Here is a 23,965-nt window from a genome sequence, read left to right as displayed (position 1 = left end):
GGAGCCTGGCTTGCCAGCGATGAGGCCGGTTCAAGCGATAAAGATATCGAACTCTAGCGGCGGACTTGCTTGAGGGTTTCAGCGATGAGGAACGCCAACTCCAGCGACTGATCGGCATTCATCCGTGGATCACAATGCGTGTGATAGCGATCCGACAAGCCATCTTCGGTAATCGGCCGCGCACCACCGATGCACTCGGTGACGTTTTGCCCGGTCATCTCGATGTGAATCCCGCCGGCATAAGTGCCTTCAGCCTCATGCACCTGGAAGAACTGCTTCACCTCGCCAAGAATCTGCGCAAAGTCGCGAGTCTTGTAACCACTGCTGGCCTTGATGGTATTGCCGTGCATCGGGTCGGAACTCCACAGCACCTGCTTGCCTTCACGCTGCACCGCGCGGATCAGCGCCGGTAGGTGATCGCCGACCTTGTTCGCACCCATCCGCGCGATCAAATTCAGGCGACCCGGATCGTTGTCCGGATTGAGCACGTCGATCAGGCGGATCAGATCATCGGGGTTCATGCTTGGGCCGACCTTCACGCCGATCGGGTTGTTCACCCCGCGCAGAAACTCGACATGCGCGCCGTCGAGCTGACGGGTGCGGTCGCCGATCCACAGCATGTGCGCCGAGCAATCGTAGTAATCGTTGGTCAGGCTGTCGCGGCGCACGAAGGCTTCTTCGTAGTTCAGCAGCAACGCTTCGTGGGCGGTGAAGAAACTGGTTTCGCGCAGTTGCGGCGAGCTGTCCATGCCGCAGGCGCGCATGAACGCCAGGGTTTCATCGATACGATCAGCGAGGTGGCTGTACTTCTCGGCCAGCGCCGAGTTGGCGATGAAATCGAGATTCCACTTGTGCACTTGGTGCAGGTCGGCAAAACCGCCCTGAGCGAAGGCGCGCAACAGGTTCAGCGTCGCGGTGGACTGGTGATAAGACTGCAGCAGACGCTCCGGATCCGGTACGCGGCTCTTTTCGTCGAAACCGATGCCGTTGACGATGTCACCGCGATAAGCCGGCAGCGTCACGCCATCGATGGTCTCGTCGTTGGCCGAACGCGGTTTGGCGAACTGACCGGCCATACGCCCGACTTTGACCACCGGGCAACCGGCGGCGAAGGTCATGACGATCGCCATTTGCAGCAACACTTTAAAGGTGTCGCGAATCTTTGCTGCGGAGAACTCGGCGAAGCTTTCGGCGCAATCACCGCCCTGCAACAGAAACGCCCGGCCTTGGGTGACTTCGGCAAACTGACGACGCAGCTCGCGCGCTTCGCCGGCGAACACCAGTGGCGGATAACTGGCCAGGGTTTGCTCGACCTGGCGCAGGTGCGCGGCGTCGGGGTATTGGGGTTGTTGCTGGATCGGCAGGGCGCGCCAGCTGTCAGGGCTCCACGGTTGGCTCATCACGGTCTCTAAGGTTCTTCGCACGGACCGCCATGTTAGCAGCAATTAGTGCGTGACCTGTTCCCGCCCCATCGCCGACAATCGCGGTTTTGCCACGGTGCCACAGCGGTGCCATCGCGTCACCGCGCCCGGTGACCATCAGGAGACGAAATGACTGAGGAGCGCGTCGAGCATCTGCTCGCCGAAGTACAGGACGAGTTCGGCGTGATTCGCGTGCTGGAAGTGGCTGATTACCGCTTTCTCGAATTCGGTGATGCGATCGAGCAGAGCTGCGTGTTCACCGCTGATCCGAGCTGGCTGGAGTACGACTACACCCGCGCGATGTTGATCGGCGCGTTGTGCCATGAGCTGCCCGAGAGTGCGCTGTTCCTAGGGCTTGGTGCGGGCACGTTGACCCAGGCCTGCCTCAAGTTTCTGCCACTGGAAGATGTCGAGGCCATCGAACTGCGCCCGGACGTGCCACGTCTGGCCATCGAATACCTTGGGCTGGACGATGATCCTCGCCTGTACATCCGTGTCGGCGATGCGCTGGAGTTGTTACCGACTGCCGAGCCTGCGGATCTGATTTTCGTCGACCTCTACACTGACGTCGGCCCGGGTGTCGGGCATCTGGCCTGGGGGTTTCTCGGTGATTGCCAGAAGCGCTTGAATCCGGGTGGCTGGCTGGTGATCAATCAGTGGGCCACCGATGATGGCCAGCCGTTGGGGGCGGCGCTGCTGCGCGGGCTCTATCACCGGCATTACTGGGAACTGCCGGTGAAGGAGGGCAATGTGATTCTGCTGGTGCCGGCGGACCTGGACCAGGTGCTGGACATGCAGGCACTGACTGCGCGGGCTGAAGCCTTGGCGCCGCGGTTGGGGTATTCGTTGCAATCGTTGATCAACAGTATTCGCCCGGCGACCTGAGGCGTCAGAGCTGGCCCCATCGCTGGCAAGCCAGCTCCCACAGGGTTCGCGCCGTACGCAAAATGTGTGAACGACTCGGTCACTGTGGGAGCTGGCTTGCCAGCGATGGGGCCCAGACAGGCGCCATAATTCTCAGATCCCTTTGAATATTCCGGGGCGGCGTTCCACCAAAGACCGCACGCCCTCCTTGGCATCTTCACTGGCCAACAACTTCTTCACCAACGCCGGCAACCCTTGCGCCGCCGCCGTCTCACCTTCATACCGTGCCTGTCGCGCTGAAAGCAACGTCGCTTGCACCCCCAATGGCGCCTGCCGGGCAATCCGCTCGGCCAATTCAATCGCCCGAGGCAGCAAATCCTCACTGGCCATCACTTCCTGCACCAACCCCAAGCGCAACGCATCGTGCGCATCAAACTCATCCCCGGTCAGCAACCAGCGCATCGCGTTGCCCCAACCGGCGATCTGCTGGAAACGCAACGTCGCGCCACCAAAAGGAAAGATCCCACGCTGTACTTCCATTTGCGCAAAGCGAGTGTTGCTCGCGCAAAGATTGATATCCGCCGCCAGCATCAGCTCGATACCGATGGTCAGGCAATAACCTTGTGCCGCGACGATCACCGGTTTGCTCACCCGAGGCCCGACGAAAACACCCCACGGGTCGCAACCACCGGTCGGAACCTGCCAGCCTTGCGCCAGCGCCGAGCTGGCATTCACCAGATCCAGACCGGCGGTGAAGTGCTCGCCATGGCCAAATACCACGGCCACCCGGGCCTCGTTATCGGCCTCGAATTCTCCATAGGCCAGGCTCAGTGCATTGAGCAGGTCGAGGTCGAAAGCATTGCGCTTGGCCGCCCGATCGAGGCCGATCAAGTGCACGTGACCACGACGTTCTCGGCTGACGCGGCCGGCGCAGGGCTGGTTCATGGTAAATCCTCGGGCGGGAAGGGCGGGTGCGGCGACGGAATGCCGCAGGTCGGTGAATCGTTTAAGCGTCATCGCCCGCAGGGCCGGGCCTTTGAAAAATAGACCTTGGTGCGATTATCCGCAAAACCCCGTTACACAGCGGTGACACACGCATTCAGACGATAAAAAAAGCTCCCTTTTCGGGCAAAATCCGGTATAGTGCGCGCCGGCCTTTAACCGGGCCGCGTTTAGGTAGCGCAATTTCCCGAAGTCAGCTTCGGCTGCACGTCCGCATTGCGGGCTCTTCCCGGACGATTCTTTTTTTTCATTCATTCGTTTTCGCAAATCCCCGCCGACAAAGCTGCCAGGGCGACTCTTGAGTCTCAACACGGCATGCGCAGCTTTGGAGCATGGGTCTTTGCGGATGCACTTAGAGGCAGACCCATGACCCAGGAAACCGGCGGATTCGCCGCTTTTAATCTTAACCCGAATATTCTTGCAGCCGTCGCAGCGACCGGCTACGAAGAGCCTTCGGCGATTCAGCAGCAATCGATCCCGATCATCATGGCCGGCCAGGACATGATTGGCCAGGCGCAAACCGGTACCGGTAAAACCGCCGCGTTCGCACTGCCTATTCTGCACCGCATCGATCCTGCCAAGCGCGAACCGCAAGCCCTGATCCTGGCGCCAACTCGTGAGTTGGCGCTGCAAGTAGCAACCGCTTTCGAAACCTACGCCAAGCAAATGCCGGGCGTTACCGTTGTGGCCGTTTACGGCGGCGCGCCGATGGGCCCACAACTGAAAGCAATCCGTAATGGCGCACAGATCGTTGTCGCCACTCCGGGCCGTCTGTGCGACCACCTGCGTCGTGACGAAAAAGTGCTGTCGACCGTGAACCACCTGGTTCTCGACGAAGCTGACGAAATGTTGAAGCTGGGCTTCATGGATGACCTGGAAGTCATCTTCAAGGCTCTGCCAGCGACCCGTCAGACCGTTTTGTTCTCGGCTACCCTGCCGCAGTCGATCCGCGCCATTGCCGAACGCCACCTGCGCGATCCGCAACACGTGAAGATCCAGACCAAGACCCAGACCGTTACCGCGATCGAACAGGCTCACCTGTTGGTTCACGCTGACCAGAAGACTTCGGCCGTTCTCAGCTTGCTGGAAGTGGAAGACTTCGACGCGCTGATCATGTTCGTACGCACCAAGCAAGCGACCCTGGATCTGGCCAGCGCCCTCGACGCCAAAGGCTACAAAGCCGCGGCGCTGAACGGTGACATCGCCCAGAACCAGCGTGAGCGCGTGATCGACTCGCTGAAAGATGGCCGTCTGGACATCGTTGTGGCGACCGACGTTGCTGCTCGTGGTCTGGACGTTCCGCGCATCACTCACGTGTTCAACGTTGACATGCCGTACGACCCAGAGTCCTACGTTCACCGTATCGGCCGTACTGGCCGTGCCGGTCGCGAAGGTCGTGCACTGCTGCTGGTGACTCCACGTGAGCGCCGCATGCTGCAAGTGATCGAGCGTGTAACCGGTCAGAAAGTGGCTGAAGTTCGCCTGCCGGACGCTCAAGCCGTTCTCGATGCGCGCATCAAGAAACTGACCAACAGCCTGTCGCCGCTGGTGGCTGATGCCGAATCGACTCACGGTGAGCTGCTCGATCGTCTGACTGCAGACATCGGCTGCACTCCGCGTGCTCTGGCTGCAGCCCTGCTGCGCAAAGCCACTAACGGTCAAGCGCTGAACCTGGCTGCTATCGAGAAGGAACGCCCACTGGTGCCGAACAACGCACCGCGTGGCGACCGTCCTGAGCGCACCGGTGATCGTCCTGATCGTGGTGACCGCGAGCGTCGCGCGCCAATGCCTTTGGGCGAAGGCCGTGCTCGTTGCCGTACCGCGCTGGGTGCGCGTGACGGTATCGCCGCGAAAAACCTGCTGGGCGCCATCCTCAACGAAGGCGGTCTGGCCCGTGAAGCGATCGGTCGCATCCAGGTGCGTGACAGCTTCAGCCTCGTCGAGCTGCCGGAAGATGGTCTGGACAAACTCCTGACCAAACTGAAGGACACTCGCGTTGCTGGTAAGCAGTTGAAGCTGCGTCGCTACCGCGAAGATTGATCCGCCCTTGGGCTGATTGATCGCAGATAAAAAATCCCCGACTGGTTCGGGGATTTTTTTGCCTGTTTTTCAGGAGCAAAAGATCGCAGCCTTCGGCAGCCCCTACATGGGAATGCATTTACCTGTAGGAGCTGCCGAAGGCTGCGATCTTTTGCTTTTACCCGAAACGATAAATATCCATCCCCAGCGCGCCCATCGTGAACCCCCGATGCGCCACGCTGAACTCACCACCCGCCCCCCGCGCAAAATACAACGGCAACAAATGCTCATCACTCGGATGACTGCGCACCGCGTTCGGCGCTTGCTGGCGGTAATCGTGCAGCGCCGCCTCATCGTTTGCCGTCAGCTTGTCGATCACCCAGTCGCGAAAATCGCGCGCCCACGGCTCAACGCTTTCCGGCCCGGCATGCCAGTCCAGTTCGCGCAGGTTGTGAGTAATGCTGCCAGAGCCGATCAGCAGAATGCATTGCTCACGCAAGCCGGCCAGCGCACGACCAACGCGAGTCTGTAACGCCGGGCCGGCACGGCTTGGCAAGGAAACCTGAACCACCGGAATATCCGCCTGCGGGTACATCAGCGACAACGGCACCCACACGCCGTGATCGAACGGACGCTGCGGGTCGAGGCGGGCCGGCAGGTTGTTGGCCGCCAGCAGCTCGGCTACTTGCGCCGCCAGTTGCGAGTCGCCCGGCGCCGGGTACTGCACTTCAAACAATGCGCGGGGAAAGCCCCCGAAGTCGTGCCAGGTGTCCGGCTGTGGGTTGCTGCTGACCAGCAATTCGTGGCTCTCCCAGTGGGCGGAGACGATCACGATGGCTTTCGGTTTCGGCAGTTCGGCCGCCAGTCGCGCCAGGGCCGGGCCACTGGCGCCCGGTTCCAGTGCGAGCATCGGTGAGCCGTGGGAGATAAACAGGCTGGGAAACATAAGAGGGTTCCTGAGCGTTAAGATGACCCATCTTCAGTCAGATCATTGATCTAAATCTAATATAAGTTTTAACGCTTTTTGATCGATTTTTTAGGGGTGATAGATGCAACCTGAGTTTTGGCACAAGAAGTGGGCTTCGAATCAGATCGGCTTTCATTTGCCTGCGGTGAACCCGTATCTGCAGCGTTTCTGGCCGGATCTGCAGCTTCCAGCACAAGCACGCGTGCTGGTGCCGTTGTGTGGGAAAAGTCTGGATTTGCTGTGGCTGGCCGGGCGTGGGCATCGGGTGCTTGGCATCGAGCTGTCGCAGAAGGCGGTCGAGGATTTTTTCACTGAGCAGCAACTTCAGCCGCAGATCAGCGAGCACGGTGCTTTCAAGGTTTATCGCGCCGGTTCGATTGAGCTGTGGTGCGGTGACGTTTTTGCACTGACCGCAGAGGATGTTGCCGGTTGCGCCGCGCTGTACGACCGTGCCGCCGTGATCGCCTTGCCCGAGCCAATGCGCGAGCACTATGCCGAGCATTTGCAAAGCATTCTGCCGGCCGGTTTGACAGGGCTGCTGATTACGCTGGATTACGATCAGGCGCAAATACCGGGGCCGCCGTTCTCTGTAGATGATGCGCAAGTGCAGCGCTTGTTCGGCAGCGTCTGGCAGATGCAGGTGCTGCAATCGCAGGATGTGCTGAGTGACAGTGGCAAGTTTGTGCAGGCCGGTGCTACGCGGCTTGAGGAGCGGGTGTATCGGTTGACTGCCCGGTAGCTTTCTTGCGCGCATAAAAAATGCCCCGACGTATCGGGGCATTTTTTTAACCAGTCAATCTGACTGCTTCAGGCGTCGCGTCGAACCTTACAGTTCTTTAACGGTGCGAACCTGATCCTTGTTGATGCGGGTCTCTTTGCCGTCCAGCTGTTTGAACTCGTAGAAGCCCGAATCATCATCGTATTTCGGGGTGTCGACGGCCTGGATTTCGCGACCGTCATTCAGCGTGATCACTGTTGGCGACGAGCAACCGGCGAGGGTAGCCAGGCCCAGTGCGAGCATGAGAGTGGCGAGGGTCCGTTGAGTCATGGTGTGTCTCCGAATGGAAATTCTTTTGGTTACTGAGCTTGAGACGTATACAAGGCGTGAGAGTTCCTTGAGTGCTGTCAGTCTGACACAGTGTTGTGCGAATTTAACAGTTCCGGGGTATTGAGGTTGGCCAGCCGAGGGTCATTGTCCGGGCATTGCAGGGCCGTGGCGCCAAGATGGCGCATGACGCGGCCGGGGCTGCGCTCACCGGCGTTCCAAGCGTCTTCGAAGGCTGGCAGCAGGGCGACCGGAATCACGCACAGCAGCGGTTCCCAGTGCTCGTCATGACGCAACATTAAAGGTTTTTCAGGATTCTGATTGGCGGTTTCCCGCATGCTTTGCAGCAGCGTCTCGTCGATGCGCGGAACATCGCATGGCAACACCAGCAGGTGAGTATGGCGCGCCGCTTTCAAGCCGGCACGAATACCGGCCAGCGGCCCCGGAAAGTCGCCTTCATCATCGACCACCAGATGATCGGCGTACGCGGCATAGCGTTCACGATTGCGGTTGCAGGAGATGATCAAATCATCCGTCAGCGGGCGCACTTTACGCTGCAAATGCGCAATCAGTGGTTCGCCCAGCCACTCCACCAGCCCTTTGTCCTGCCCCCCCATGCGTTGGCCGCGTCCGCCTGCCAGGAGCAGAACGGAGCAGGCGGGCAAATGTCTATTCAGCGTCATGTCGGCTCTCCAGAGGGGCGGCGAAAAAAGGGGGCGCTGTGATATAACACCGGGCTGTTTCTCCTACAACTGGACGAGCCTATGAAAGCCAAGGCTGATGTACCTTTCGCACCGCTCAATATCGCCGTGCTGACTGTCAGTGATACCCGAACGCTGGAAACCGACACTTCGGGCCAGGTCTTCGTCGACCGCCTGACGGCCGCAGGCCACCTGCTGGCTGAACGGGTGTTGCTCAAAGATGACCTCTACAAAATCCGTGCGCAAGTCGCCAGCTGGATAGCTGACGATGTTGTGCAGGTCGTGCTGATTACCGGGGGCACTGGTTTTACCGGTCGGGACAGCACCCCTGAAGCAGTGGCGTGTCTGCTCGACAAGCAGGTGGATGGTTTTGGTGAATTGTTCCGGCAGATCTCGGTGGCCGATATCGGTACATCCACCGTGCAGTCCCGAGCCTTGGCCGGTCTGGCCAATGGCACGCTGGTGTGCTGCCTGCCAGGCTCGACCAACGCCGTGCGCACCGGCTGGGATGGCATTCTCGCCGAGCAGCTGGACTCCCGGCACCGTCCCTGCAACTTCGTGCCCCATCTGAAACAGGCGGCACCTTGTGAATCCCGTGGGTAAGCCGGGCAAGACCGGTGCCTTGATGCCGGTCGAAGTGGCGCTGGCGCGCCTGCTGGAAATGGCCGAGGCCTCGCCGATTGCCGAGCGGGAATTTTTGCCATTGGCAGACGTTCAGGGCCGCGTGCTGGCCGAGGATCTGATTTCGACGCTGGATCTGCCGCCGTGGCCGAACAGTGCGATGGATGGCTATGCGCTGAAACTGGCTGACTGGACGGGCGAACCTTTGCCGGTGAGCCAAAAGGTCTTCGCCGGGCAGGCTCCCGAAGCGCTCGCGCCGGGTACCTGTGCGCGCATCTTCACTGGCGCTCCGGTACCGGCGGGTGCCGATTGCGTTGAAATGCAGGAAAACGCCGAGGTCCTTGCAGAGGGTCGTGTGCGTTTTCTCGAAAGGATGACGCCAGGACAGAACATCCGTCCGCAAGGCCAGGAAACCACGGTGGGTGAGCTGGTTTTGTCGGCCGGCACCCGGCTCGGACCGATCGAGCAAGGCCTGGCTGCGTCTCTGGGCTGTGCCGGATTGAGCGTGGTGCGCAAGGTGCGCGTGGCGGTGTTGTCCACTGGCGATGAGCTGGTCGAACCGGGGCAGGCGTTGGGTCCGGGGCAGATTTACAACAGCAACCGGGTGGTGCTGTGCAGTTGGTTGCAGCGCATGGGGTGTGAAGTGATTGATGCCGGGATTCTTCCGGACGATCTGGCCACAACCCGTGAGCGACTTGGCGCCTTGCAGGATGTCGACCTGATTCTCTCGACCGGAGGCGTGTCCGTGGGTGAGGCCGATTTTCTCGGCATTGCGCTGAGGGAGGAGGGTGAGCTGGCGTTGTGGAAACTCGCGATCAAACCCGGCAAGCCACTGACGTTCGGCCATTTTCGTAAGGTGCCGGTGATCGGCCTCCCGGGTAATCCGGCTTCGACCCTGGTGACCTTCGCCTTGCTGACCCGTCCCTACCTGTTGCGTCGCCAGGGCGTGCAGGACGTGGAGCCACTGAAGTTCCCGGTACCGGCGGGGTTTGACTGGCCCGTGGCAGGCAATCGCCGTGAGTATTTGCGGGGTCGCCTTGAGCAAGGTCGTGCGGTTATTTATCGCAATCAAAGTTCGGGTGTCCTGCGCAGTGCGGCCTGGGCCGATGGACTGGTGGAGGTGCTGGAGGGGCGCACGCTTGGCGAGGGCGACGAAGTAGTCTTCATTCCGCTCAGCGAGCTGCTGAGCTGACACGTCGATCGCAGGGGCAGGCTCGGAGGTCGTCTCCGAAGCCTGCCTGTACGGTCAGCGCGTCATGATCGAGACGAGCTGGTCGAACCGACTGTTCGCCACCCATCCGAGCAAGCCCAGCACGACCGCGGTTGCACCTGCGGAGTAGGCCAGCCGATGTTTGATAGTTCTGACATCGCCGCGAACTTCATCCATGTCCCGGCGAATGTATTTGAGGTGGGTCTCAAGCTCGGTGATGCGAGGTTCCATATTCACTTCTCCGGTTTTGGCGCCGTTGCTGTGGCTGGCGCGACTCTCCGTAAGTGGAGCAAGCGGGCTGACCGGCGTTCTGGTTTCCTGGCTATGCATTGAGGTGTCCACCTGCTGGCCGTTGCTCGCTATCCTTTGAACGATCGCAAGCGCTAAACGTGTATCCACTCATTGCGGCACTTCCTTGTGTGTTTCAGATCGAAAAATTGCTGTTGCCGGCGCACGATGTGCCAATGCTGGCGCCGGGTCAATTCAGCCGTTTCCTCAGGTTTTGTAGGAAGATTTCCTGCTCTGTAGGACGAGCAAGCTTGGACGCTTGAAATAATTGCCATTCTTGCGGCTTTTTTACGTGGCGCAGTGGTCAAGATGTCCCGTACCGATTCCATTCAGGGAGTGACCGTAATGAGTGAACGCAGGGCGCTAATGATTCTGCATGGCAAGCAGGCACTCAACGAGGCGGTGCGCAGCGCTGTCGAACGCAAACGCGAGCAAGGCTGGGAGCTGGCGGTGCGGGTGACCTGGGAGGCGGGTGACGCCGAGCGCATGGTCGAGGAAGCGCTGACCGCCGGTTACCGCACCATCATTGCCGGCGGTGGCGATGGCACCTTGCGCGACATCGCTCAGGCGTTGTCGGCGCATCCCGGCGAGGCCAGTCTCGTGCTGTTGCCCTTGGGCACGGCCAACGATTTTTGCCGTGCGGCAGGCGTACCGCTGGAACCGGCCGAGGCCCTCGAGTTGCTGGAGGTGTCGCCGCGTGACATCGATCTCGGTGAGGTTGGCGGGCAGATCTTTCTCAACATGGCCACCGGCGGTTTTGGCAGTCAGGTCACGGCCAATACTTCGGAAGACTTGAAAAAGGTCCTGGGCGGGGCGGCGTATCTGTTCACCGGCCTGTCGCGCTTCAGTGAATTGCATGCAGCCTACGGCGAGTTGCAAGGCCCGGACTTCCACTGGAGTGGCGAACTGCTTGCGCTGGGCATCGGCAATGGACGTCAGGCAGGCGGCGGGCACGTATTGTGCCCGCAGGCGCTGGCCGATGATGGCCTGCTGGACATCAGTATTCTGCCGGCGCCTCAGGAGCTGGTGGGGACTTTGAAAAATTTGCTCAGCGACGGTTTCGGCATCGAAAACATGTTTGTGCGGACCCGCTTGCCGTGGGTCGAAATCAAGGTGGCCGAAGGGCTTTACATCAATCTCGACGGTGAGCCACTGGAAGGCGACAACATGCGTTTCGAAGCGCGCCCGGCAGCGCTGCAGGTGCATTTGCCGGCGGACTCGCCACTGTTGAGTGGCGCGGTCAGTCGTCCAGACTGATGATCTGCTCGCGCACGGCGAACAGCACCAGGCCTGCTACGTCGTAGATCTGCAGGCGTTTCATGATCTGCGAGCGGTGGGTTTCGACGGTCTTGATGCTCAGGCCCAGGCCGTTGGCGATCTCCCGGGTCGATTTGCCGCGCACGATCAGCCGCAGGATTTCCAGTTGGCGCGCGGTCAGATTGTGCGAGTCGCTGGTTTCCGGCTGGGTTTTCTGGTTGCGCGTCAGGGCCTGGTTGATCACCGTATGGGCGATGGCCGGGCTCAGATAGCGCTCGTTGTTGCGCAACGCTTCGAGCGCGTGTTCCAGTTCGGTGGCCGTGGTGTCCTTGAGCAGGTAGCCATGCGCTCCGGATTCCAGCGCTTGCATGATCAGCGCCGGGTCAGTGTGCATCGACAGGATCAGCACTTTGCTTTGTGGGCGCACGCGCTTGAGTCGCTGCAGGGCTTCAAGGCCGCCGGTTTCTTTCATGGAAATATCCAGCAGGACGATATCGGGACTCAATTGCTCGACCATTTCGAGCAGTTGCGAGCCGTCATTGGCCTCGCCAATCACCGCGTAGCCGGGAATATCCAGCACCAGAGCGCGCACGCCGGCCCTGATCAGCGAGTGGTCATCCACCAGAAGTAAGTTACAAGTCAACGCATAACCTTATTCGTACTGGCCCGCTCGAGTGCACGCGGCGCCCAGGGGAAAAGTGCTTCGATTTGAGTGCCTTTGCCCGGCTCGCTGGTAACGCTCAGGGTGCCGCCCAACTGCTCCATCCGTTCGGCCATCCCGGCCATGCCGCGTTGTCCTTCCCGCCCCGGATTGGCTGCCGGGGCGAATCCCTGACCGTCATCGCTGATCAGCAGCGTCAGGCCTTTGGGCAGACGCTGGACGCGAATCAGCAGATTCTTTGCCTGCGCATGGCGCAGGATATTGGTCACGGCTTCCTGAGTAATGCGAAAAGCGGCGACTGCCATTTCTTCGGGAATGCCGTTCAGCCGCTGCTGGCAGTCCAGGCTCCAGTGCACCGACGTGTTGGTCAGCGTCTTGAGCAAGTGCGCGCGCAGACTGGCCTCCAGGCCAAGGCTGGTCAGTTGCCGCGGATTGAGAATCGCCGACACGTCACGCACTTTGTTGAGGGTTTCCTCAAGGGTGTCGCAGAGCACGCTGCATTGTTCCTGCAAGTCGTCCGGCAAGCGGCGCTTGAGCCATTCACTTTGCAGTTTGGCGGCAGTCAGCAGTTGGCCGATGTCGTCGTGCAATTCCCGGCTGAGGCGATGGCGCTCGTTTTCCTGGACTTCGAGCAAGCGGTCGGCCAACTCCTGCGGCTGAAACTTGATCGACTTGCGCGACAGCCGATATTGCACCCAGACACACGCGGTGGCAGCGACGTTGAGCAGCAGCAGTCCGAGGCAAAGCGGCAGGGAAAAACCATAGGTCAGCACACTGCCGAGCGCGGCGGCGACACTCAGTATGAGCGTGAACCGGCGGGCATTTTCCCGGGAAGGTGGCCATGTGGCGATTGACTTGAGGCTGGCGTACATAACGGATGGAGCCAATGGATGTTCGCTGCGGGCAGACCGGTCAGAGTGGCTGACGGATCTCTGTCTGAAAACACTGTCATTTATGTTATTGAATTCAACAACGTCGCGTGATCGATATTGAACCGCCAACTTCGTTGGCAGCCTATCGCTGGAATCACTGTGCCATTAATTGAAAGCAACTAATGCGCGGCATAATACCACTTAAGATACCGTTGGTCGCGTTTGCTATATATGTCCAGTCGGTCAGGAATTACGTCGTATTGGACGTGAGTTCCATTATGGAAAAGTTGATTTATTCAATTCGACAGGAATCGATAGTGCCTTATTTATACACAGGCAAACCCTGATACCGGCAGCGAGAAGTCCGTTGAGATCAGGTGTGATTATTTATTCGACTGTGTCGCTGGCAGGTATGAACTATTCAATTGCGACATTCGCCGTCTGCGCTTTCAGACTCTGGCAACGCGCAATCTTTTCACAGAGTCAGGCTTGCCGGTCCGAATACGCCACCAGGGACAATGGTTTGACGTGGTGCGGCAGTTGCAGTTGGCTCTGGCCGACCTGGGAGGCAAAGGCCTCGATCAGGGAGGTCTGCTCGCTGTCGTCGAGGCTCAACTGGCCCGTGGTTTGATCGACCAGTTCCAATTGCCAGGCCATCAACGTGAAGCAGTCTTGCAGTGCGTTGAGCGCCTGTGCATGCAGGTCGACCTCGTCCTGCGCATGATTGAGCAGGCCGTGGAGATGCAGGGAAAATTCGGAAATCGCTTGCAGCGCCAGCGCATCTGCCTTGCTCGCCAGCTTCAGCAGTGTGCTGAGCATGCACTCGATGGCGTCCTTGTCGTTGTTGATCAGTTGCAGGTGGCTGAGGCATTCCTCGGATTTGGCCAGGAGCGTTTCAGCCTCGAGGATAAACTCGGGGAACCGTTGCGCCCAGTCCTTGCGATCGTTTGGCATGCTTATCTCCACAACGTCATGTCTGATGAGGGAATGCCGTGTGTGTCGACGATCGTGAACCGTCGCGAGATCGCGCCCCGGTGTGCAGGTGCACAGATTCGGGGTTTCGAGAGGAGGTGTTTCCACTGACCTGCGATCGCACACAATAGCCTGACTCCGTTCATGCAATGAGAATGGCGTCACATTAATGGCTATTGGATATTGCGAACATCAGGTTAGGCCTGATTGTTCCTAGGGGAATCCCTTAGGCGCGGGAACCTACGGCGCCAACCGAGGTCGCGTTGCAGAGAATGTAGGCAGATGAAAATCACCGGGCCAGTAAAGCATGATGTTAATGTGACATCAATGCCTGAGCATGGCATTTTTGACGGCACTTGGTATGGCGATAAAGAACCGCCATGCGCAGCCGATAACCTCACATAGTGAATTCATCAGAACAAGCCCAGGAGTCATTGATGGCCGGCATTCTCGACACGGTAGACCAACGCACGCAACTGGTGGGTGAGAATCGCCTGGAAATTCTCATGTTTCGTCTGGCCGGACGCCAATTGTTCGCGATCAACGTGTTCAAGGTTCAGGAAGTCTTGCAGTTGCCGAAGCTGACGCTGATGCCTCAGCGTCACCCATTCGTTTGCGGTGTGGTCAATCTGCGCGGTCAGACCTTGCCGGTCATCGACCTGTCGCAGGCGATCGGCATGCGTCCGCTGGTGCCGGGGCCGAACAGCACCATCATCGTCACCGAGTACAACCGTTCGGTGCAGGCCTTCCTCGTTGGTGGTGTCGACCGCATCGTCAACATGAACTGGGAAGCCATCCTGCCGCCGCCGACCAGTGCCGGTCGCCAGCATTACCTGACCGCGATCAGCAAAGTCGACGATCAACTGGTGGAGATCATCGACGTCGAGAAAGTCCTCGCCGAAATCGTCCCGTACAACGCCAAAGTCTCGCGGGAAAAACTCGAAGACCCAGTGCTGGAACGTGCGCGTGGCCGTGAAGTGCTGCTGGTGGACGACTCCAACGTGGCGCTCTCGCAACTTCGCGACACCCTCGGCCAACTCGGTGTGAAAATGCACATCGCCAGCGACGGTCTGAAGGCGCTGAACATGCTCAAGGCCTGGGCTGACACCGGCGTGAACATGACCGACAAGCTGCTGATGATCTTCACCGATGCGGAAATGCCGGAAATGGACGGTTACCGTCTGACCACTGAAATTCGCAATGACCCGCGCCTGCGTGGGCTGTACGTGGTGCTGCACACTTCGCTGTCGGGCAGCTTCAACGACTCGATGGTGAAGAAGGTCGGCTGCGACAACTTCCTCTCCAAATTCCAGCCGGACAAACTGGTCGACGTGGTGCGCCAGCGCCTGATGCTCGACGAAGTCCCGGCCTGATCCCCCCCCTTTGTAGGAGTGAGCCCTGTGGCGAGGGGATTTATCCCCGATGGCTGCGCAGCGGCCCCAAATGCAGTTGACTCGTACACCATTTAAACCGCATTTGCTGAATTTGCGACTGCTGCGCAGCCGAACGGGGATAAATCCCCTCGCCACAAGGTCGAGTAGCAGCTGGAATCCAGTGTACGAATTGATCTTTTGATTCGTGCATGAAGCTCGTATAGGGTGGCGGTTTTATCCTCCAGGGAGCTGGCCATGCTGCGTCTGAGCGCGCTTTATCGTTACCCGTTGAAATCCGGCAAAGTCGATGTGCTGCAAAGCGTCGACCTCGACAAGCTGGGGCTTGATGGCGACCGACGCTGGATGCTCGTGGACGAAGCCAGTGGCCGCTTCCTGACCCAGCGCGCGGAAGCGAAGATGAGTCAGTTGTCGGCCCTGTGGAATGCCCAGGGCGGTCTGACCCTGAGCGCACCCCAACAGTCTTCCATCGAAATCGCCCTGCCAGGCGGCGACGCCGAACTGCGCGGCGTGACGATCTGGCGTGATACGTTGCGCGTGCCGGATGCCGGTGACGAGGCGGCCCGTTGGGTCAGTGCGTTCATCGGCAAGCCGACCCGTCTGGTGCAGGTGCCGCTGGATCGTGCGCGTACCACGCAGTCAGGTTTTGGCAAGGATGATGATCAGGTCGCTTTCGCTGACGGGTTTCCGCTGCTGTTGATTGGTGAAGCGTCGCTGCAGGACCTTTCGCACAAGGTCGGGCGGCCGTTGGAGATGCTGCGTTTTCGCCCGAATCTGGTGATCGAAGGCAGCGAGGCGTATGCCGAGGACAGCTGGAAGCGGATTCGCATTGGCGACGTCGAGTTTCGCGTGGTCAAGCCGTGCTCGCGCTGCATCCTCACCACCATCGACCCGCAAACCGGCGAGCGCAGTGCCGATCGTGAACCCTTGGCTACCTTGCAGAAATACCGCGCCGAAGCCGATGGCGCGATGTTCGGCCAGAACCTGGTCAATGACAGCAATGGTCGGCTTGAAGTCGGAATGCCGGTGGAAATCCTCGAGTAAGCCTCGCTGAAACGAAAAATGCCCGTGTCCTTGGACACGGGCATTTTTTATTGGGTGCAGCCGAGGGTTTTAGCCGCGGTATTCGCACAGGTAAGCGGTGTCGACGGCGACTTTCAGCTGGAACTTGCTGTTGGCCGGGACGTTGAACTGGCTGCCGGCGGCGAAGGTTTCCCAATCGCTGCTGTCGGGCAGTTTGACGGTCAGCGCGCCGGAGACCACGTGCATGATTTCACGCTGGCTGGTGCCGAATTCGTATTCGCCCGGGGCCATGACGCCGATGGTCGCCGGACCTTCAGCGGTGCCAAAGGCGATCGACTTGACGGTGCCGTCGAAGTACTCGTTGACTTTAAACATGGGCGATTCCTCGAAAAGGGCTGAAAAATGGAGGCGGCCAGTATGCACAAGGCTTTCGGCGCCGTCACCTGCCCGGCGCCTGTCCGGCGAGTTCTCGAATTGACCCTAGAGTGGCAAAACCAGCGGCAACAATCGCGCGGTGTTGCGCGCATCTTCCAGCGCCCGGTGTTGCTGACCGTTGAACTGCATGCCGGCCAATTGCAGCGCGCCGTTGAGGCCCAATGGCCGCTCCAGGCGCCGGGCCTTGGCAAAACGTTGTTTGAGGTTCATGTGCGGCACTTTGCTCAAGCCGCTGTCGATATTCAGACGCTGCCATTCCTGAAGCAATTGCTTGCGATCGTAGTCGCCCCAACTGGCCCAGCCTTCAAGCCGTGGCTGATGTTGCGCGAGCCAGCGCTCGAACGCCGGCCAGACCTCGGTCAACGGCTGCGCCGAGTCGATATTGGCTTGGGTGATGTGCGTCAGCTCACGACAGAACGGCGTCAGCAACGGCCGCCGTGTCGGTTTGACGAAGCGCTGGAAGTGATCCTGCTCGCGCCCGGCACGATCGACCAGCGTGGCGCCGATCTCGATAATTTCCATCTCGGTGACCGGCCAGCCACCCTCATCGGTGGTGGCTTCCAGATCTATGACCAGCCAGTGGGGCATCGCAGGGTTCCTGATTTGTGCGTTCTGATTATTCAGAGCGTAGCCAAACCCTGCGTTTGCGCTTGGCTGACTACTCCACCTGCAACAGAACCTGACGATTTTTTACCTGATCGCCAACTTTGACTTGCACCCGCTTCAGCACGCCGTCGATGCCGGCCTTGAGCGGGTGCTCCATTTTCATTGCCTCCAGTACCACCAGCAACTGACCCTTGCTGACCGGGCTGCCTTCGCTGACCAGTACGTCGACGATGGCGCCGTCCATGGGCGCTTTCAAGGTGCCGGAACTGACGCTGGTCTGACTGTCGATCACCGCGTGAGTTCGATCCTCCACCTGCAGGCTGCCGGGATGGGTGAACAGCCAGAGTTGTTCGCCATCGAGGTGATAAGGGTGAGTTTGACGCAAGCCGTCGACTTCCAGCGTCACCGACTGCGCATCGCGGTCGACTAGTTTCAGTTCGAGCGTGCGTTCGGCGACCTGCACCTTGAATACGCCGTGCGCTTGCGCGAGCAGTTGCAGCGTCCAGTTCTGCTCGTCGCGGCCGAGACGGTAGTGCAGCGCCACGTTGGCATTGTTGCGCCAACCGGACAGTGGCGCGCGGTGGCTGAGGGCACTGGTTTGATAAAACAGCACGGCGGCAATGGCCAGATCTTCAGCACTTGGCGAGTAAATGTGCAGGCTCGGGTGGTCGCTGAAATGCTGCGTGATGAACGCTGTGCTGAAGTCACCGCTGATGAACTGCGGATGCTGCAGCAGGCCGGCGAGCAAACGCTGATTGCTTTGCACACCCAGCAACACTGTGTCCTGCACTGCGCGCAGGAGTTTGCGCCGGGCCTCTTCGCGGGTGGCGCCGTGGGCGATCAGTTTGCCCAGCATCGGGTCGTAGAACGGGCTGACAGATTGCCCTGCAAGCAGACCATGATCGATGCGTGCACCGCGCTGCAACGCCGGTTCCCACGCTTGTACGCGACCGGTTTGCGGCAGGAAATCCTGCGCGGGGTCTTCGGCGTAGAGTCGCACCTCCATGGCATGGCCACTGAGTTGCACTTGGTCCTGAGTCAGCGGCAACGGTTGCCCCTCGGCGACCAGTAATTGCCACGCCACCAGATCCAGTCCGGTGATCAGCTCGGTCACCGGATGCTCGACCTGCAAGCGGGTATTCATCTCCAAAAAGTAAAACTGCCCGCGTGCATCGAGCAAGAACTCCACGGTGCCGGCACCGACATAATTCACCGCACGCCCGGCCTTGAGCGCGGCCTCACCCATGGCCTGGCGCAACTCGGCGGTCATCACCGGGCAGGGCGCTTCTTCGATGACTTTCTGATGGCGGCGCTGCACCGAGCAATCGCGCTCGCCGAGGTAGATCAGGTTGCCGTGTTGATCGCCAAACAACTGCACTTCGACATGCCGTGGTTCGATCAGCGCCTGTTCGAGGATCAAATAGTCGCTGCCGAAACCGTTCAACGCTTCGGAACGTGCGGTGCGCAACTGCGCCGGTAAATCCGCGGCATCGTGCACCAGGCGCATGCCGCGACCGCCGCCACCGGCGCTGGCCTTGATCATCAAGGGGTAGCCAATGCGTTCGGCTTCGCGCAGCAGGGTGACGTCATCCTGCTCGGCGCCTTGATAGCCGGCGATGCAGGGCACGCCGGCTTCGAGCATGGCGATTTTCGAGCGGCGTTTGCTGCCCATCAATTCGATGGCTGCGACGCTCGGGCCGATGAACGTCAGACCCGCCTTTGCGCAGGCGCGGGCGAAGTCGGCGTTTTCCGAGAGGAAACCGTAGCCAGGATGGATGGCATCGGCGCCGCTGCGACGGGCGGCGTCGAGGATGGCCGGGATGTTCAGGTACGACTGCTGCACCGGGGCGGGGCCGATGTGTACGGCTTGATCGGCGATTTGCACGTGCAGCGCGTTGGCGTCGGCGTCGCTGAAGACGGCGACGGTGCGGTAGCCCAAAGCCTGGGCGGTGCGCTGGATGCGGCAGGCGATTTCACCGCGGTTGGCGATCAGGATTTTCTGAATGGCAGGCATGGGCTATTTCCTTGGAAGTTGCGTTGCATGTGCTGGCCTCATCGCTGGCAAGCCAGCTCCCACAGGTTTTGTTAACGACGCAAATTCCCTGTGGGAGCTGGCTTGCCAGCGATGCTTTTTAGGTAGCCCACCGCGGTTTACGCTTCTGCACAAAAGCCATGGTGCCCTCGATCCCTTCTTCGCTCGTCACCGCCTCGGCAAACCACTGCGCCGCTTCATCAAGCAAAGCTCCCGACGGCTGTCCGGCACTCGCCAATAACAATTGCTTGGTCATGGCATTCGCCTCCGGCGCACAACACAGCACGTGTTGCAGTACCTCATCCAGACGCTCGGCGAGGGCTTGCGGGTCCTGCTCGACAAAATGCACCAACCCCAGACGCCGAGCCTGATGCCCATCAAAACGCGCAGCGGTCAGCGCCAGTCGCCGCGCCTCGGTCAGGCCAATGCGCTGCACCACAAACGGTGCGATCTGCGCCGGCAGCAGACCGAGGCTGGTTTCCGGCAAACCGAATTGCGCCTGATGATCAGCAATCGCAATGTCGCTGACACACGCCAGCCCAAAACCGCCGCCGAGCACTGCGCCTTGCAGCACCGTGATCAGCACTTGCGGCGCGTGCTGTGCTGCTTCCAGCAAAGCCCCGAACGCACGATTCAACTCTCGGTAAGCATCAGCGCCCTGAGCACGGGCACTGGCCATGTCCTTGAGGTCGCCGCCAGCACAGAAATGCCCGCCGGCGCCGCTGAGTACCAAAGCGCGAACACTGCGGTCATCGCGTACCGACGAGAGCACCGCGCGCAACTCGCTGACCATCTGCAGGCTCATCGCATTGCGGCTGTCTGGGCGGTTGAGGGTGATGTGCAGCACGCCGCCATGCAGTTCCAGCAACAGCGTCTGGCATTCCGGCAGGCTGCTCATTTCTTTTTCCCCGGCAGGATGCCCATCAGTTTGCAGATGATCCCCAGCATGATTTCGTCGGCGCCGCCGCCAATCGACACCAGCCGCACATCGCGATAAGCGCGGGCCACCGGGTTGTCCCACATGAAACCCATGCCGCCCCAATATTGCAGGCAGCTGTCACTGACTTCGCGACCGAGGCGCCCGGCCTTGAGCTTGGCCATCGACGCCAGGCGCGTGACGTCCTGGCCTTTGATGTACTGCTCGGTAGCCTGATAGACCAGCGCGCGCAGGCATTCGATTTCGGTTTGCAATTCGGCGAGACGGAAGTGGATCACCTGATTGTCGATCAGTGCATTGCCGAAGGTTTTGCGCTCCTTGCAGTACTCGATGGTGCTGTCGACGCAGTACTCAAGGCCCTTGATCATGTTCGCCGCGCCGAATAGGCGTTCTTCCTGAAACTGCAGCATCTGCATCATGAACCCGGCGCCTTCGTGGCCGATGCGATTGCGCTGCGGCACGCGCACGTCGTCGAAAAACACCTGCGCGGTTTCCGAGCTGCGCATGCCGAGCTTGTCGAGGTGCGAACTGAGGCTGATGCCCGGCGTGGTCATCGGCACCATGATCAGCGACTTGTTGATGTGCGGTTTATCGTCGGAAGTGTTCGCCAGCAAACAGATGAAATCAGCACTCGGCGAGTTGGTGATCCACATCTTGCTGCCGTTGATCACGTAGTCGTCGCCGTCCTTGCGCGCGGTGGTTTTCAGCCCGGCGACGTCGGAACCGGCGCCGACTTCAGAGACACCGATGCAGCCGACCTGCTCGCCGGTGATCGCCGGGCGCAGGAACTCTTCGCGCAATTCATCGGAGCCGAAACGGGCGAGGGCCGGCGTGCACATGTCGGTCTGCACGCCGATCGACATCGGAATGCCGCCGCAATGAATGGTGCCGAACTCTTCGGCGGCGACAATCGAATAACTGTAATCGAGGCCCATGCCGCCGAATTTTTCCGGTTTGGAAATGCCCAGCAAACCGAGGTCGCCGGCCTTGCGGAAAATCTCGTGGATGGGAAAGCGTCCGGCCTTTTCCCATTCCTCGACGTGCGGATTTATCTCGTGCTCGACGAACTGGCGGACGGTACGGCGCAGGGCTTCGTGTTCCGGGGTGAAGATCATTTTTTATTGTTCTCCGTAAGATCCGTGGCGGTCAGAACCGGCTGACGCCGAAGCTGTTGGGTTGCAGCATGCGAATGTCGGCTTCGTGGCAGATGTCCAGCAAGTAGCCGAGCAGGGTGCGCGTGTCGCGTGGATCGATCAGCCCGTCGTCCCACAGGTTGGCGCTGCCGTAGAGCGCGGTGGACTGGCTGTCGAGTTTCTGCGCGGTGACCTGTTCGAGCATGTCGAGCATCTTCGGGTCCGGCGTCAGGCCGTCCTTGAGTTGTTTGGCTTCGGTGACGATGCGCAAGACTTTGCCGGCCTGCGCACCGCCCATCACCGCCGTGCGGCTGTTGGGCCAGGCGAAGATGAAGCGTGGATCGAGACCGCGTCCGCACATCGCATAGTTGCCGGCACCGTAGGAACCGCCGACGACGATGGTCAGTTTAGGCACCCGCGCATTGGCCACCGCTTGAATCAGTTTCGAGCCGTGTTTGATCACGCCTTGCTGTTCCGATTCGGTGCCGACCATGAAGCCCGTGGTGTTGTGGAAAAACAGCAACGGCGTCTGGCTCTGGTCGCACAACTGAATGAACTGCGCCGCTTTGCTCGCACCGTTCGGCGTGATCGGGCCGTTGTTGCCGATGAAACCGCAGGCGCGGCCCTGAATCTTCAATTGCCCGCAAATGGTTTGCTGATCGAACTCGCCCTTGAATTCGAGAAAGCAGGATTCGTCGGCGATACGCGCGATGATTTCGCGCACGTCGTAAGGTTTTTTCGCATCGTCCGGGATTAGCCCGAGGAGTTCTTCGATCGGGTAGAGCGGCTCTTTGTATTGCGGCTCCGGCAGCCATGGCAGCTGTTCATTCCATGGCAGCATGCGCAGAATTTCGCGCACCTGACGCACGCCGTCGGCATCGTTTTCCGCGAGGTATTCCGCCGTGCCGGCGACCTGCGCGTGCATCTCGGCGCCGCCGAGTTCTTCATCGGTGGCGACTTCGCCTGTGGCGGCTTTGAGCAACGGCGGGCCGGCCAGAAACAGCTTGGCCTTGCCGCGCACTACCACCACGTAATCCGACAGCCCCGGCTGATAAGCGCCGCCCGCCGTGGCTGAGCCGTGTACCACGGTGATCTGCGGCAAACCCATCGCCGACATTCGTGCCTGGTTGGCAAAACTGCGCGCACCTTCGACGAAAATATCCGCCGCGTAATTAAGGTTGGCGCCACCGCTTTCAGCGAGGGTAATCACCGGCAGTTTGTTTTCCTGAGCGATTTGCTGCAGGCGCAGGGATTTTTTCAAACCGCTGGGCGAGATGGTGCCGCCCTTGATCGCGCTGTTGTTGGCCACGACCATTGCGCGGATGCCACAGACGTAACCGATGCCGGCGATCAGCCCGCCGCCGGCCGAGCTGCCGTCCTTGTCATCGTGCAACTTGTAGCCGGCGAGGCTGGCCAGTTCGAGGAATGGTGCACCGGGATCTAGCAGCAGGTTCAGGCGTTCGCGCGGCAGCAATTGCCCGCGCTTGTCGAATTTGGCTTTGGCTTCGGCAGCCTTGTTCAGCAGGTTTTGTTCGAGTTGCTGCACTTGCTCGATGGCTACGAGCATTGCCGCACGATTGCGCGCAAACGCCTCACTGTGCGGATCGAGTTGGGAGAGGATCTGCGGCATGGCTTACTCCTTGTCCTTGAGGACGTCGGGGAGGTAGGCGCGGTGAAAGCCGTTGAATGACTCGCTGTGAGTGGCCTTGTGCAATGGCCACGCGCGACTGCCAAGGCTGGCCGCGCCGTCGATTTTCAACGTGCTGCCACTGATGAACGCCGCTGCCGGACTGAGCAGAAACACAATCGCCGCGCTGACTTCCGATTCGGTGCCGATGCGCTTGAGCGGCACATGCTCGCGCAGGGTCGGGATCACCGCTTTGAACGCGCCTTCGTAAGTGTCCATGCCGCTGGAGGCGATCCAGCCCGGTGCCACGGCGTTGACCCGCACCCCGGCATAACCCCATTCAAACGCGGCGGTCTTGGTGAAGTTGTCCATGCCTGAACGCGCCGCGCCCGAGTGGCCCATGCCGGGCATGCCGCCCCACATGTCGGCAAGCATGTTGACGATGTTGCCGCCGTGTTTGCTCATCGACTGGTTGAACACTTCCCGCGCCATCAGAAAACCGCCGACCAGATTGGTGCGCAGCACGGTTTCGAAACCTTTCTGATTGATCGAGGCCAGCGGCGACGGGTATTGGCCGCCAGCATTGTTGACCAGGCCGTGAATCGGCCCGTGCTCGGCGATCAGCTCCTTGACCAGTTGCTTCACCGCTTCTTCATCGCGAATATCGCAGGCCTGCCAGTGCGCGCGGCCGCCGTCCTCGGCGATTTCGGCGGCGACTTTTTCCAGTTTTTCCGGTTTGCGCCCGACCAGCAGCACGTTGGCGCCGAGCGCTGCCAGTTCATGCGCGGTGCAGCGACCGATACCGCTGCCGCCACCGGTGACAATGATGGTCTGGCCGCTGAACAGATCGGCGTGGAAAATCGACGCGTAAGCCATGCAAA

General features: G+C 60.2%; 24 protein-coding genes. 8 read left to right on the top strand and 16 right to left on the bottom strand.

The window, feature by feature from the left end; genetic code table 11:
- Positions 1 to 53 precede the first annotated feature (53 nt).
- Complete coding sequence (locus ACQ4MY_RS21705) at positions 54 to 1,400, bottom strand: class II 3-deoxy-7-phosphoheptulonate synthase (RefSeq protein ID WP_007964815.1); 1,347 nt, start codon at positions 1,398 to 1,400, stop codon at positions 54 to 56.
- Positions 1,401 to 1,550: 150 nt separating this feature from the next.
- Here ACQ4MY_RS21705 and ACQ4MY_RS21700 point away from each other — a divergent pair, with 150 nt between their 5' ends.
- Positions 1,551 to 2,306 (top strand): spermidine synthase, encoded by a 756-nt coding sequence (locus ACQ4MY_RS21700; RefSeq protein WP_008088242.1) that lies wholly within the window; start codon positions 1,551 to 1,553, stop codon positions 2,304 to 2,306.
- A 132-nt stretch (positions 2,307 to 2,438) separates the two neighbouring features.
- On the opposite strand, the gene ACQ4MY_RS21695 is transcribed toward ACQ4MY_RS21700, so the two are convergent.
- Entirely contained in the window at positions 2,439 to 3,230 is a 792-nt protein-coding gene (locus ACQ4MY_RS21695; RefSeq protein WP_440096426.1) for a crotonase/enoyl-CoA hydratase family protein, read from the bottom strand.
- 423 nt (positions 3,231 to 3,653) lie between these two features.
- On the opposite strand from ACQ4MY_RS21695, the gene ACQ4MY_RS21690 reads away from it, so the two are divergent.
- Positions 3,654 to 5,327, top strand: a complete 1,674-nt coding sequence (locus tag ACQ4MY_RS21690) for a DEAD/DEAH box helicase (RefSeq protein ID WP_008088238.1) — start codon at positions 3,654 to 3,656, stop codon at positions 5,325 to 5,327.
- Between the two features lie 157 nt (positions 5,328 to 5,484).
- Here ACQ4MY_RS21690 and ACQ4MY_RS21685 read toward each other — a convergent pair whose 3' ends face one another.
- Positions 5,485 to 6,252, bottom strand: coding sequence for a DODA-type extradiol aromatic ring-opening family dioxygenase (locus tag ACQ4MY_RS21685; RefSeq protein ID WP_440096425.1), 768 nt, complete (start codon positions 6,250 to 6,252; stop codon positions 5,485 to 5,487).
- A gap of 103 nt (positions 6,253 to 6,355) precedes the next feature.
- On the opposite strand from ACQ4MY_RS21685, the gene ACQ4MY_RS21680 reads away from it, so the two are divergent.
- Positions 6,356 to 7,012 carry a thiopurine S-methyltransferase gene (locus ACQ4MY_RS21680; RefSeq protein ID WP_440096424.1) on the top strand — a complete coding sequence of 219 codons (657 nt, stop codon included), beginning with the start codon at positions 6,356 to 6,358 and terminating at the stop codon, positions 7,010 to 7,012.
- Between the two features lie 87 nt (positions 7,013 to 7,099).
- On the opposite strand, the gene ACQ4MY_RS21675 is transcribed toward ACQ4MY_RS21680, so the two are convergent.
- Both ACQ4MY_RS21675 and mobA read right to left on the bottom strand, forming a co-directional pair.
- On the bottom strand, positions 7,100 to 7,321 hold the full coding sequence (locus ACQ4MY_RS21675) for a YgdI/YgdR family lipoprotein (RefSeq protein ID WP_008088233.1): 222 nt from the start codon (positions 7,319 to 7,321) through the stop codon (positions 7,100 to 7,102).
- Positions 7,322 to 7,398: 77 nt separating this feature from the next.
- Positions 7,399 to 8,001, bottom strand: a complete 603-nt coding sequence (mobA, locus tag ACQ4MY_RS21670; RefSeq protein ID WP_440096423.1) for a molybdenum cofactor guanylyltransferase MobA — start codon at positions 7,999 to 8,001, stop codon at positions 7,399 to 7,401.
- An 81-nt stretch (positions 8,002 to 8,082) separates the two neighbouring features.
- Between mobA and moaB the strand changes: the two genes are divergently transcribed.
- Together moaB and ACQ4MY_RS21660 are read left to right on the top strand one after the other, a co-directional pair.
- On the top strand, positions 8,083 to 8,622 hold the full coding sequence (moaB, locus tag ACQ4MY_RS21665; RefSeq protein ID WP_008088229.1) for a molybdenum cofactor biosynthesis protein B: 540 nt from the start codon (positions 8,083 to 8,085) through the stop codon (positions 8,620 to 8,622).
- Complete coding sequence (locus ACQ4MY_RS21660; protein ID WP_440096422.1) at positions 8,606 to 9,832, top strand: molybdopterin molybdotransferase MoeA; 1,227 nt, start codon at positions 8,606 to 8,608, stop codon at positions 9,830 to 9,832. The genes moaB and ACQ4MY_RS21660 overlap by 17 nt, the downstream gene beginning before the upstream one ends.
- 54 nt (positions 9,833 to 9,886) lie before the next feature.
- Here the strand turns inward: ACQ4MY_RS21660 and ACQ4MY_RS21655 are convergent, their stop codons facing one another.
- The gene (locus ACQ4MY_RS21655) at positions 9,887 to 10,180 is read right to left on the bottom strand and encodes a hypothetical protein (RefSeq protein WP_008088226.1); all 294 of its coding nucleotides are present in this window, start codon (positions 10,178 to 10,180) and stop codon (positions 9,887 to 9,889) included.
- Between the two features lie 303 nt (positions 10,181 to 10,483).
- Between ACQ4MY_RS21655 and yegS the strand changes: the two genes are divergently transcribed.
- Positions 10,484 to 11,395 carry a lipid kinase YegS gene (yegS, locus tag ACQ4MY_RS21650; protein ID WP_008088224.1) on the top strand — a complete coding sequence of 304 codons (912 nt, stop codon included), beginning with the start codon at positions 10,484 to 10,486 and terminating at the stop codon, positions 11,393 to 11,395.
- Here yegS and ACQ4MY_RS21645 read toward each other — a convergent pair.
- The 3 genes from ACQ4MY_RS21645 to ACQ4MY_RS21635 form a co-directional block, all read right to left on the bottom strand.
- Positions 11,379 to 12,038 (bottom strand): response regulator, encoded by a 660-nt coding sequence (locus ACQ4MY_RS21645; RefSeq protein WP_008088222.1) that lies wholly within the window; start codon positions 12,036 to 12,038, stop codon positions 11,379 to 11,381. The genes yegS and ACQ4MY_RS21645 overlap by 17 nt on opposite strands.
- The gene (locus ACQ4MY_RS21640; protein WP_008088220.1) at positions 12,035 to 12,928 is read right to left on the bottom strand and encodes a sensor histidine kinase; all 894 of its coding nucleotides are present in this window, start codon (positions 12,926 to 12,928) and stop codon (positions 12,035 to 12,037) included. The genes ACQ4MY_RS21645 and ACQ4MY_RS21640 overlap by 4 nt, the downstream gene beginning before the upstream one ends.
- Positions 12,929 to 13,411: 483 nt before the next feature.
- Positions 13,412 to 13,882 (bottom strand): hypothetical protein, encoded by a 471-nt coding sequence (locus tag ACQ4MY_RS21635; protein WP_008088219.1) that lies wholly within the window; start codon positions 13,880 to 13,882, stop codon positions 13,412 to 13,414.
- Positions 13,883 to 14,337: 455 nt separating this feature from the next.
- Between ACQ4MY_RS21635 and ACQ4MY_RS21630 the strand changes: the two genes are divergently transcribed.
- Both ACQ4MY_RS21630 and ACQ4MY_RS21625 read left to right on the top strand, forming a co-directional pair.
- Positions 14,338 to 15,273 carry a chemotaxis protein CheV gene (locus ACQ4MY_RS21630; RefSeq protein ID WP_007908676.1) on the top strand — a complete coding sequence of 312 codons (936 nt, stop codon included), beginning with the start codon at positions 14,338 to 14,340 and terminating at the stop codon, positions 15,271 to 15,273.
- A gap of 255 nt (positions 15,274 to 15,528) precedes the next feature.
- Positions 15,529 to 16,335, top strand: a complete 807-nt coding sequence (locus ACQ4MY_RS21625) for an MOSC domain-containing protein (protein WP_440096420.1) — start codon at positions 15,529 to 15,531, stop codon at positions 16,333 to 16,335.
- A gap of 69 nt (positions 16,336 to 16,404) precedes the next feature.
- On the opposite strand, the gene ACQ4MY_RS21620 is transcribed toward ACQ4MY_RS21625, so the two are convergent.
- The 7 genes from ACQ4MY_RS21620 to ACQ4MY_RS21590 form a co-directional block, all read right to left on the bottom strand.
- Positions 16,405 to 16,689 carry a pyrimidine/purine nucleoside phosphorylase gene (locus tag ACQ4MY_RS21620; protein WP_007940055.1) on the bottom strand — a complete coding sequence of 95 codons (285 nt, stop codon included), beginning with the start codon at positions 16,687 to 16,689 and terminating at the stop codon, positions 16,405 to 16,407.
- Between the two features lie 105 nt (positions 16,690 to 16,794).
- The gene (locus tag ACQ4MY_RS21615) at positions 16,795 to 17,337 is read right to left on the bottom strand and encodes an exonuclease domain-containing protein (protein WP_008088215.1); all 543 of its coding nucleotides are present in this window, start codon (positions 17,335 to 17,337) and stop codon (positions 16,795 to 16,797) included.
- 70 nt (positions 17,338 to 17,407) lie between these two features.
- Complete coding sequence (locus tag ACQ4MY_RS21610) at positions 17,408 to 19,369, bottom strand: acetyl/propionyl/methylcrotonyl-CoA carboxylase subunit alpha (protein ID WP_440096419.1); 1,962 nt, start codon at positions 19,367 to 19,369, stop codon at positions 17,408 to 17,410.
- Between the two features lie 118 nt (positions 19,370 to 19,487).
- Positions 19,488 to 20,285, bottom strand: coding sequence for an enoyl-CoA hydratase/isomerase family protein (locus ACQ4MY_RS21605; RefSeq protein ID WP_440096418.1), 798 nt, complete (start codon positions 20,283 to 20,285; stop codon positions 19,488 to 19,490).
- The gene (atuD, locus tag ACQ4MY_RS21600; protein ID WP_440096417.1) at positions 20,282 to 21,439 is read right to left on the bottom strand and encodes a citronellyl-CoA dehydrogenase; all 1,158 of its coding nucleotides are present in this window, start codon (positions 21,437 to 21,439) and stop codon (positions 20,282 to 20,284) included. The genes ACQ4MY_RS21605 and atuD overlap by 4 nt, the downstream gene beginning before the upstream one ends.
- Positions 21,440 to 21,470: 31 nt before the next feature.
- Complete coding sequence (atuC, locus tag ACQ4MY_RS21595; RefSeq protein WP_440096416.1) at positions 21,471 to 23,087, bottom strand: geranyl-CoA carboxylase subunit beta; 1,617 nt, start codon at positions 23,085 to 23,087, stop codon at positions 21,471 to 21,473.
- Between the two features lie 3 nt (positions 23,088 to 23,090).
- A complete protein-coding gene (locus ACQ4MY_RS21590) occupies positions 23,091 to 23,960 on the bottom strand; it encodes an SDR family oxidoreductase (protein ID WP_440096415.1) in 870 nt (289 codons plus the stop codon).
- Between the last annotated feature and the right edge of the window lie 5 nt (positions 23,961 to 23,965).

The organism is Pseudomonas sp. SM4 (genome assembly GCF_051913165.1).
Lineage (GTDB): Bacteria > Pseudomonadota > Gammaproteobacteria > Pseudomonadales > Pseudomonadaceae > Aquipseudomonas.
This window is presented reverse-complemented; position numbering and strand designations above follow the sequence as displayed.

Coding starts and splice junctions, on each gene's coding strand:
- ACQ4MY_RS21705 (WP_007964815.1), bottom strand. CDS start 1,400: ATGAGCCAACCGTGGAGCCCTGACAGCTGGCGCGCCCTGCCGATCCAG.
- ACQ4MY_RS21700 (WP_008088242.1), top strand. CDS start 1,551: ATGACTGAGGAGCGCGTCGAGCATCTGCTCGCCGAAGTACAGGACGAG.
- ACQ4MY_RS21695 (WP_440096426.1), bottom strand. CDS start 3,230: ATGAACCAGCCCTGCGCCGGCCGCGTCAGCCGAGAACGTCGTGGTCAC.
- ACQ4MY_RS21690 (WP_008088238.1), top strand. CDS start 3,654: ATGACCCAGGAAACCGGCGGATTCGCCGCTTTTAATCTTAACCCGAAT.
- ACQ4MY_RS21685 (WP_440096425.1), bottom strand. CDS start 6,252: ATGTTTCCCAGCCTGTTTATCTCCCACGGCTCACCGATGCTCGCACTG.
- ACQ4MY_RS21680 (WP_440096424.1), top strand. CDS start 6,356: ATGCAACCTGAGTTTTGGCACAAGAAGTGGGCTTCGAATCAGATCGGC.
- ACQ4MY_RS21675 (WP_008088233.1), bottom strand. CDS start 7,321: ATGACTCAACGGACCCTCGCCACTCTCATGCTCGCACTGGGCCTGGCT.
- mobA (WP_440096423.1), bottom strand. CDS start 8,001: ATGACGCTGAATAGACATTTGCCCGCCTGCTCCGTTCTGCTCCTGGCA.
- moaB (WP_008088229.1), top strand. CDS start 8,083: ATGAAAGCCAAGGCTGATGTACCTTTCGCACCGCTCAATATCGCCGTG.
- ACQ4MY_RS21655 (WP_008088226.1), bottom strand. CDS start 10,180: ATGCATAGCCAGGAAACCAGAACGCCGGTCAGCCCGCTTGCTCCACTT.
- yegS (WP_008088224.1), top strand. CDS start 10,484: ATGAGTGAACGCAGGGCGCTAATGATTCTGCATGGCAAGCAGGCACTC.
- ACQ4MY_RS21640 (WP_008088220.1), bottom strand. CDS start 12,928: ATGTACGCCAGCCTCAAGTCAATCGCCACATGGCCACCTTCCCGGGAA.
- ACQ4MY_RS21635 (WP_008088219.1), bottom strand. CDS start 13,882: ATGCCAAACGATCGCAAGGACTGGGCGCAACGGTTCCCCGAGTTTATC.
- ACQ4MY_RS21630 (WP_007908676.1), top strand. CDS start 14,338: ATGGCCGGCATTCTCGACACGGTAGACCAACGCACGCAACTGGTGGGT.
- ACQ4MY_RS21625 (WP_440096420.1), top strand. CDS start 15,529: ATGCTGCGTCTGAGCGCGCTTTATCGTTACCCGTTGAAATCCGGCAAA.
- ACQ4MY_RS21620 (WP_007940055.1), bottom strand. CDS start 16,689: ATGTTTAAAGTCAACGAGTACTTCGACGGCACCGTCAAGTCGATCGCC.
- ACQ4MY_RS21615 (WP_008088215.1), bottom strand. CDS start 17,337: ATGCCCCACTGGCTGGTCATAGATCTGGAAGCCACCACCGATGAGGGT.
- ACQ4MY_RS21610 (WP_440096419.1), bottom strand. CDS start 19,369: ATGCCTGCCATTCAGAAAATCCTGATCGCCAACCGCGGTGAAATCGCC.
- ACQ4MY_RS21605 (WP_440096418.1), bottom strand. CDS start 20,285: ATGAGCAGCCTGCCGGAATGCCAGACGCTGTTGCTGGAACTGCATGGC.
- atuD (WP_440096417.1), bottom strand. CDS start 21,439: ATGATCTTCACCCCGGAACACGAAGCCCTGCGCCGTACCGTCCGCCAG.
- atuC (WP_440096416.1), bottom strand. CDS start 23,087: ATGCCGCAGATCCTCTCCCAACTCGATCCGCACAGTGAGGCGTTTGCG.
- ACQ4MY_RS21590 (WP_440096415.1), bottom strand. CDS start 23,960: ATGGCTTACGCGTCGATTTTCCACGCCGATCTGTTCAGCGGCCAGACC.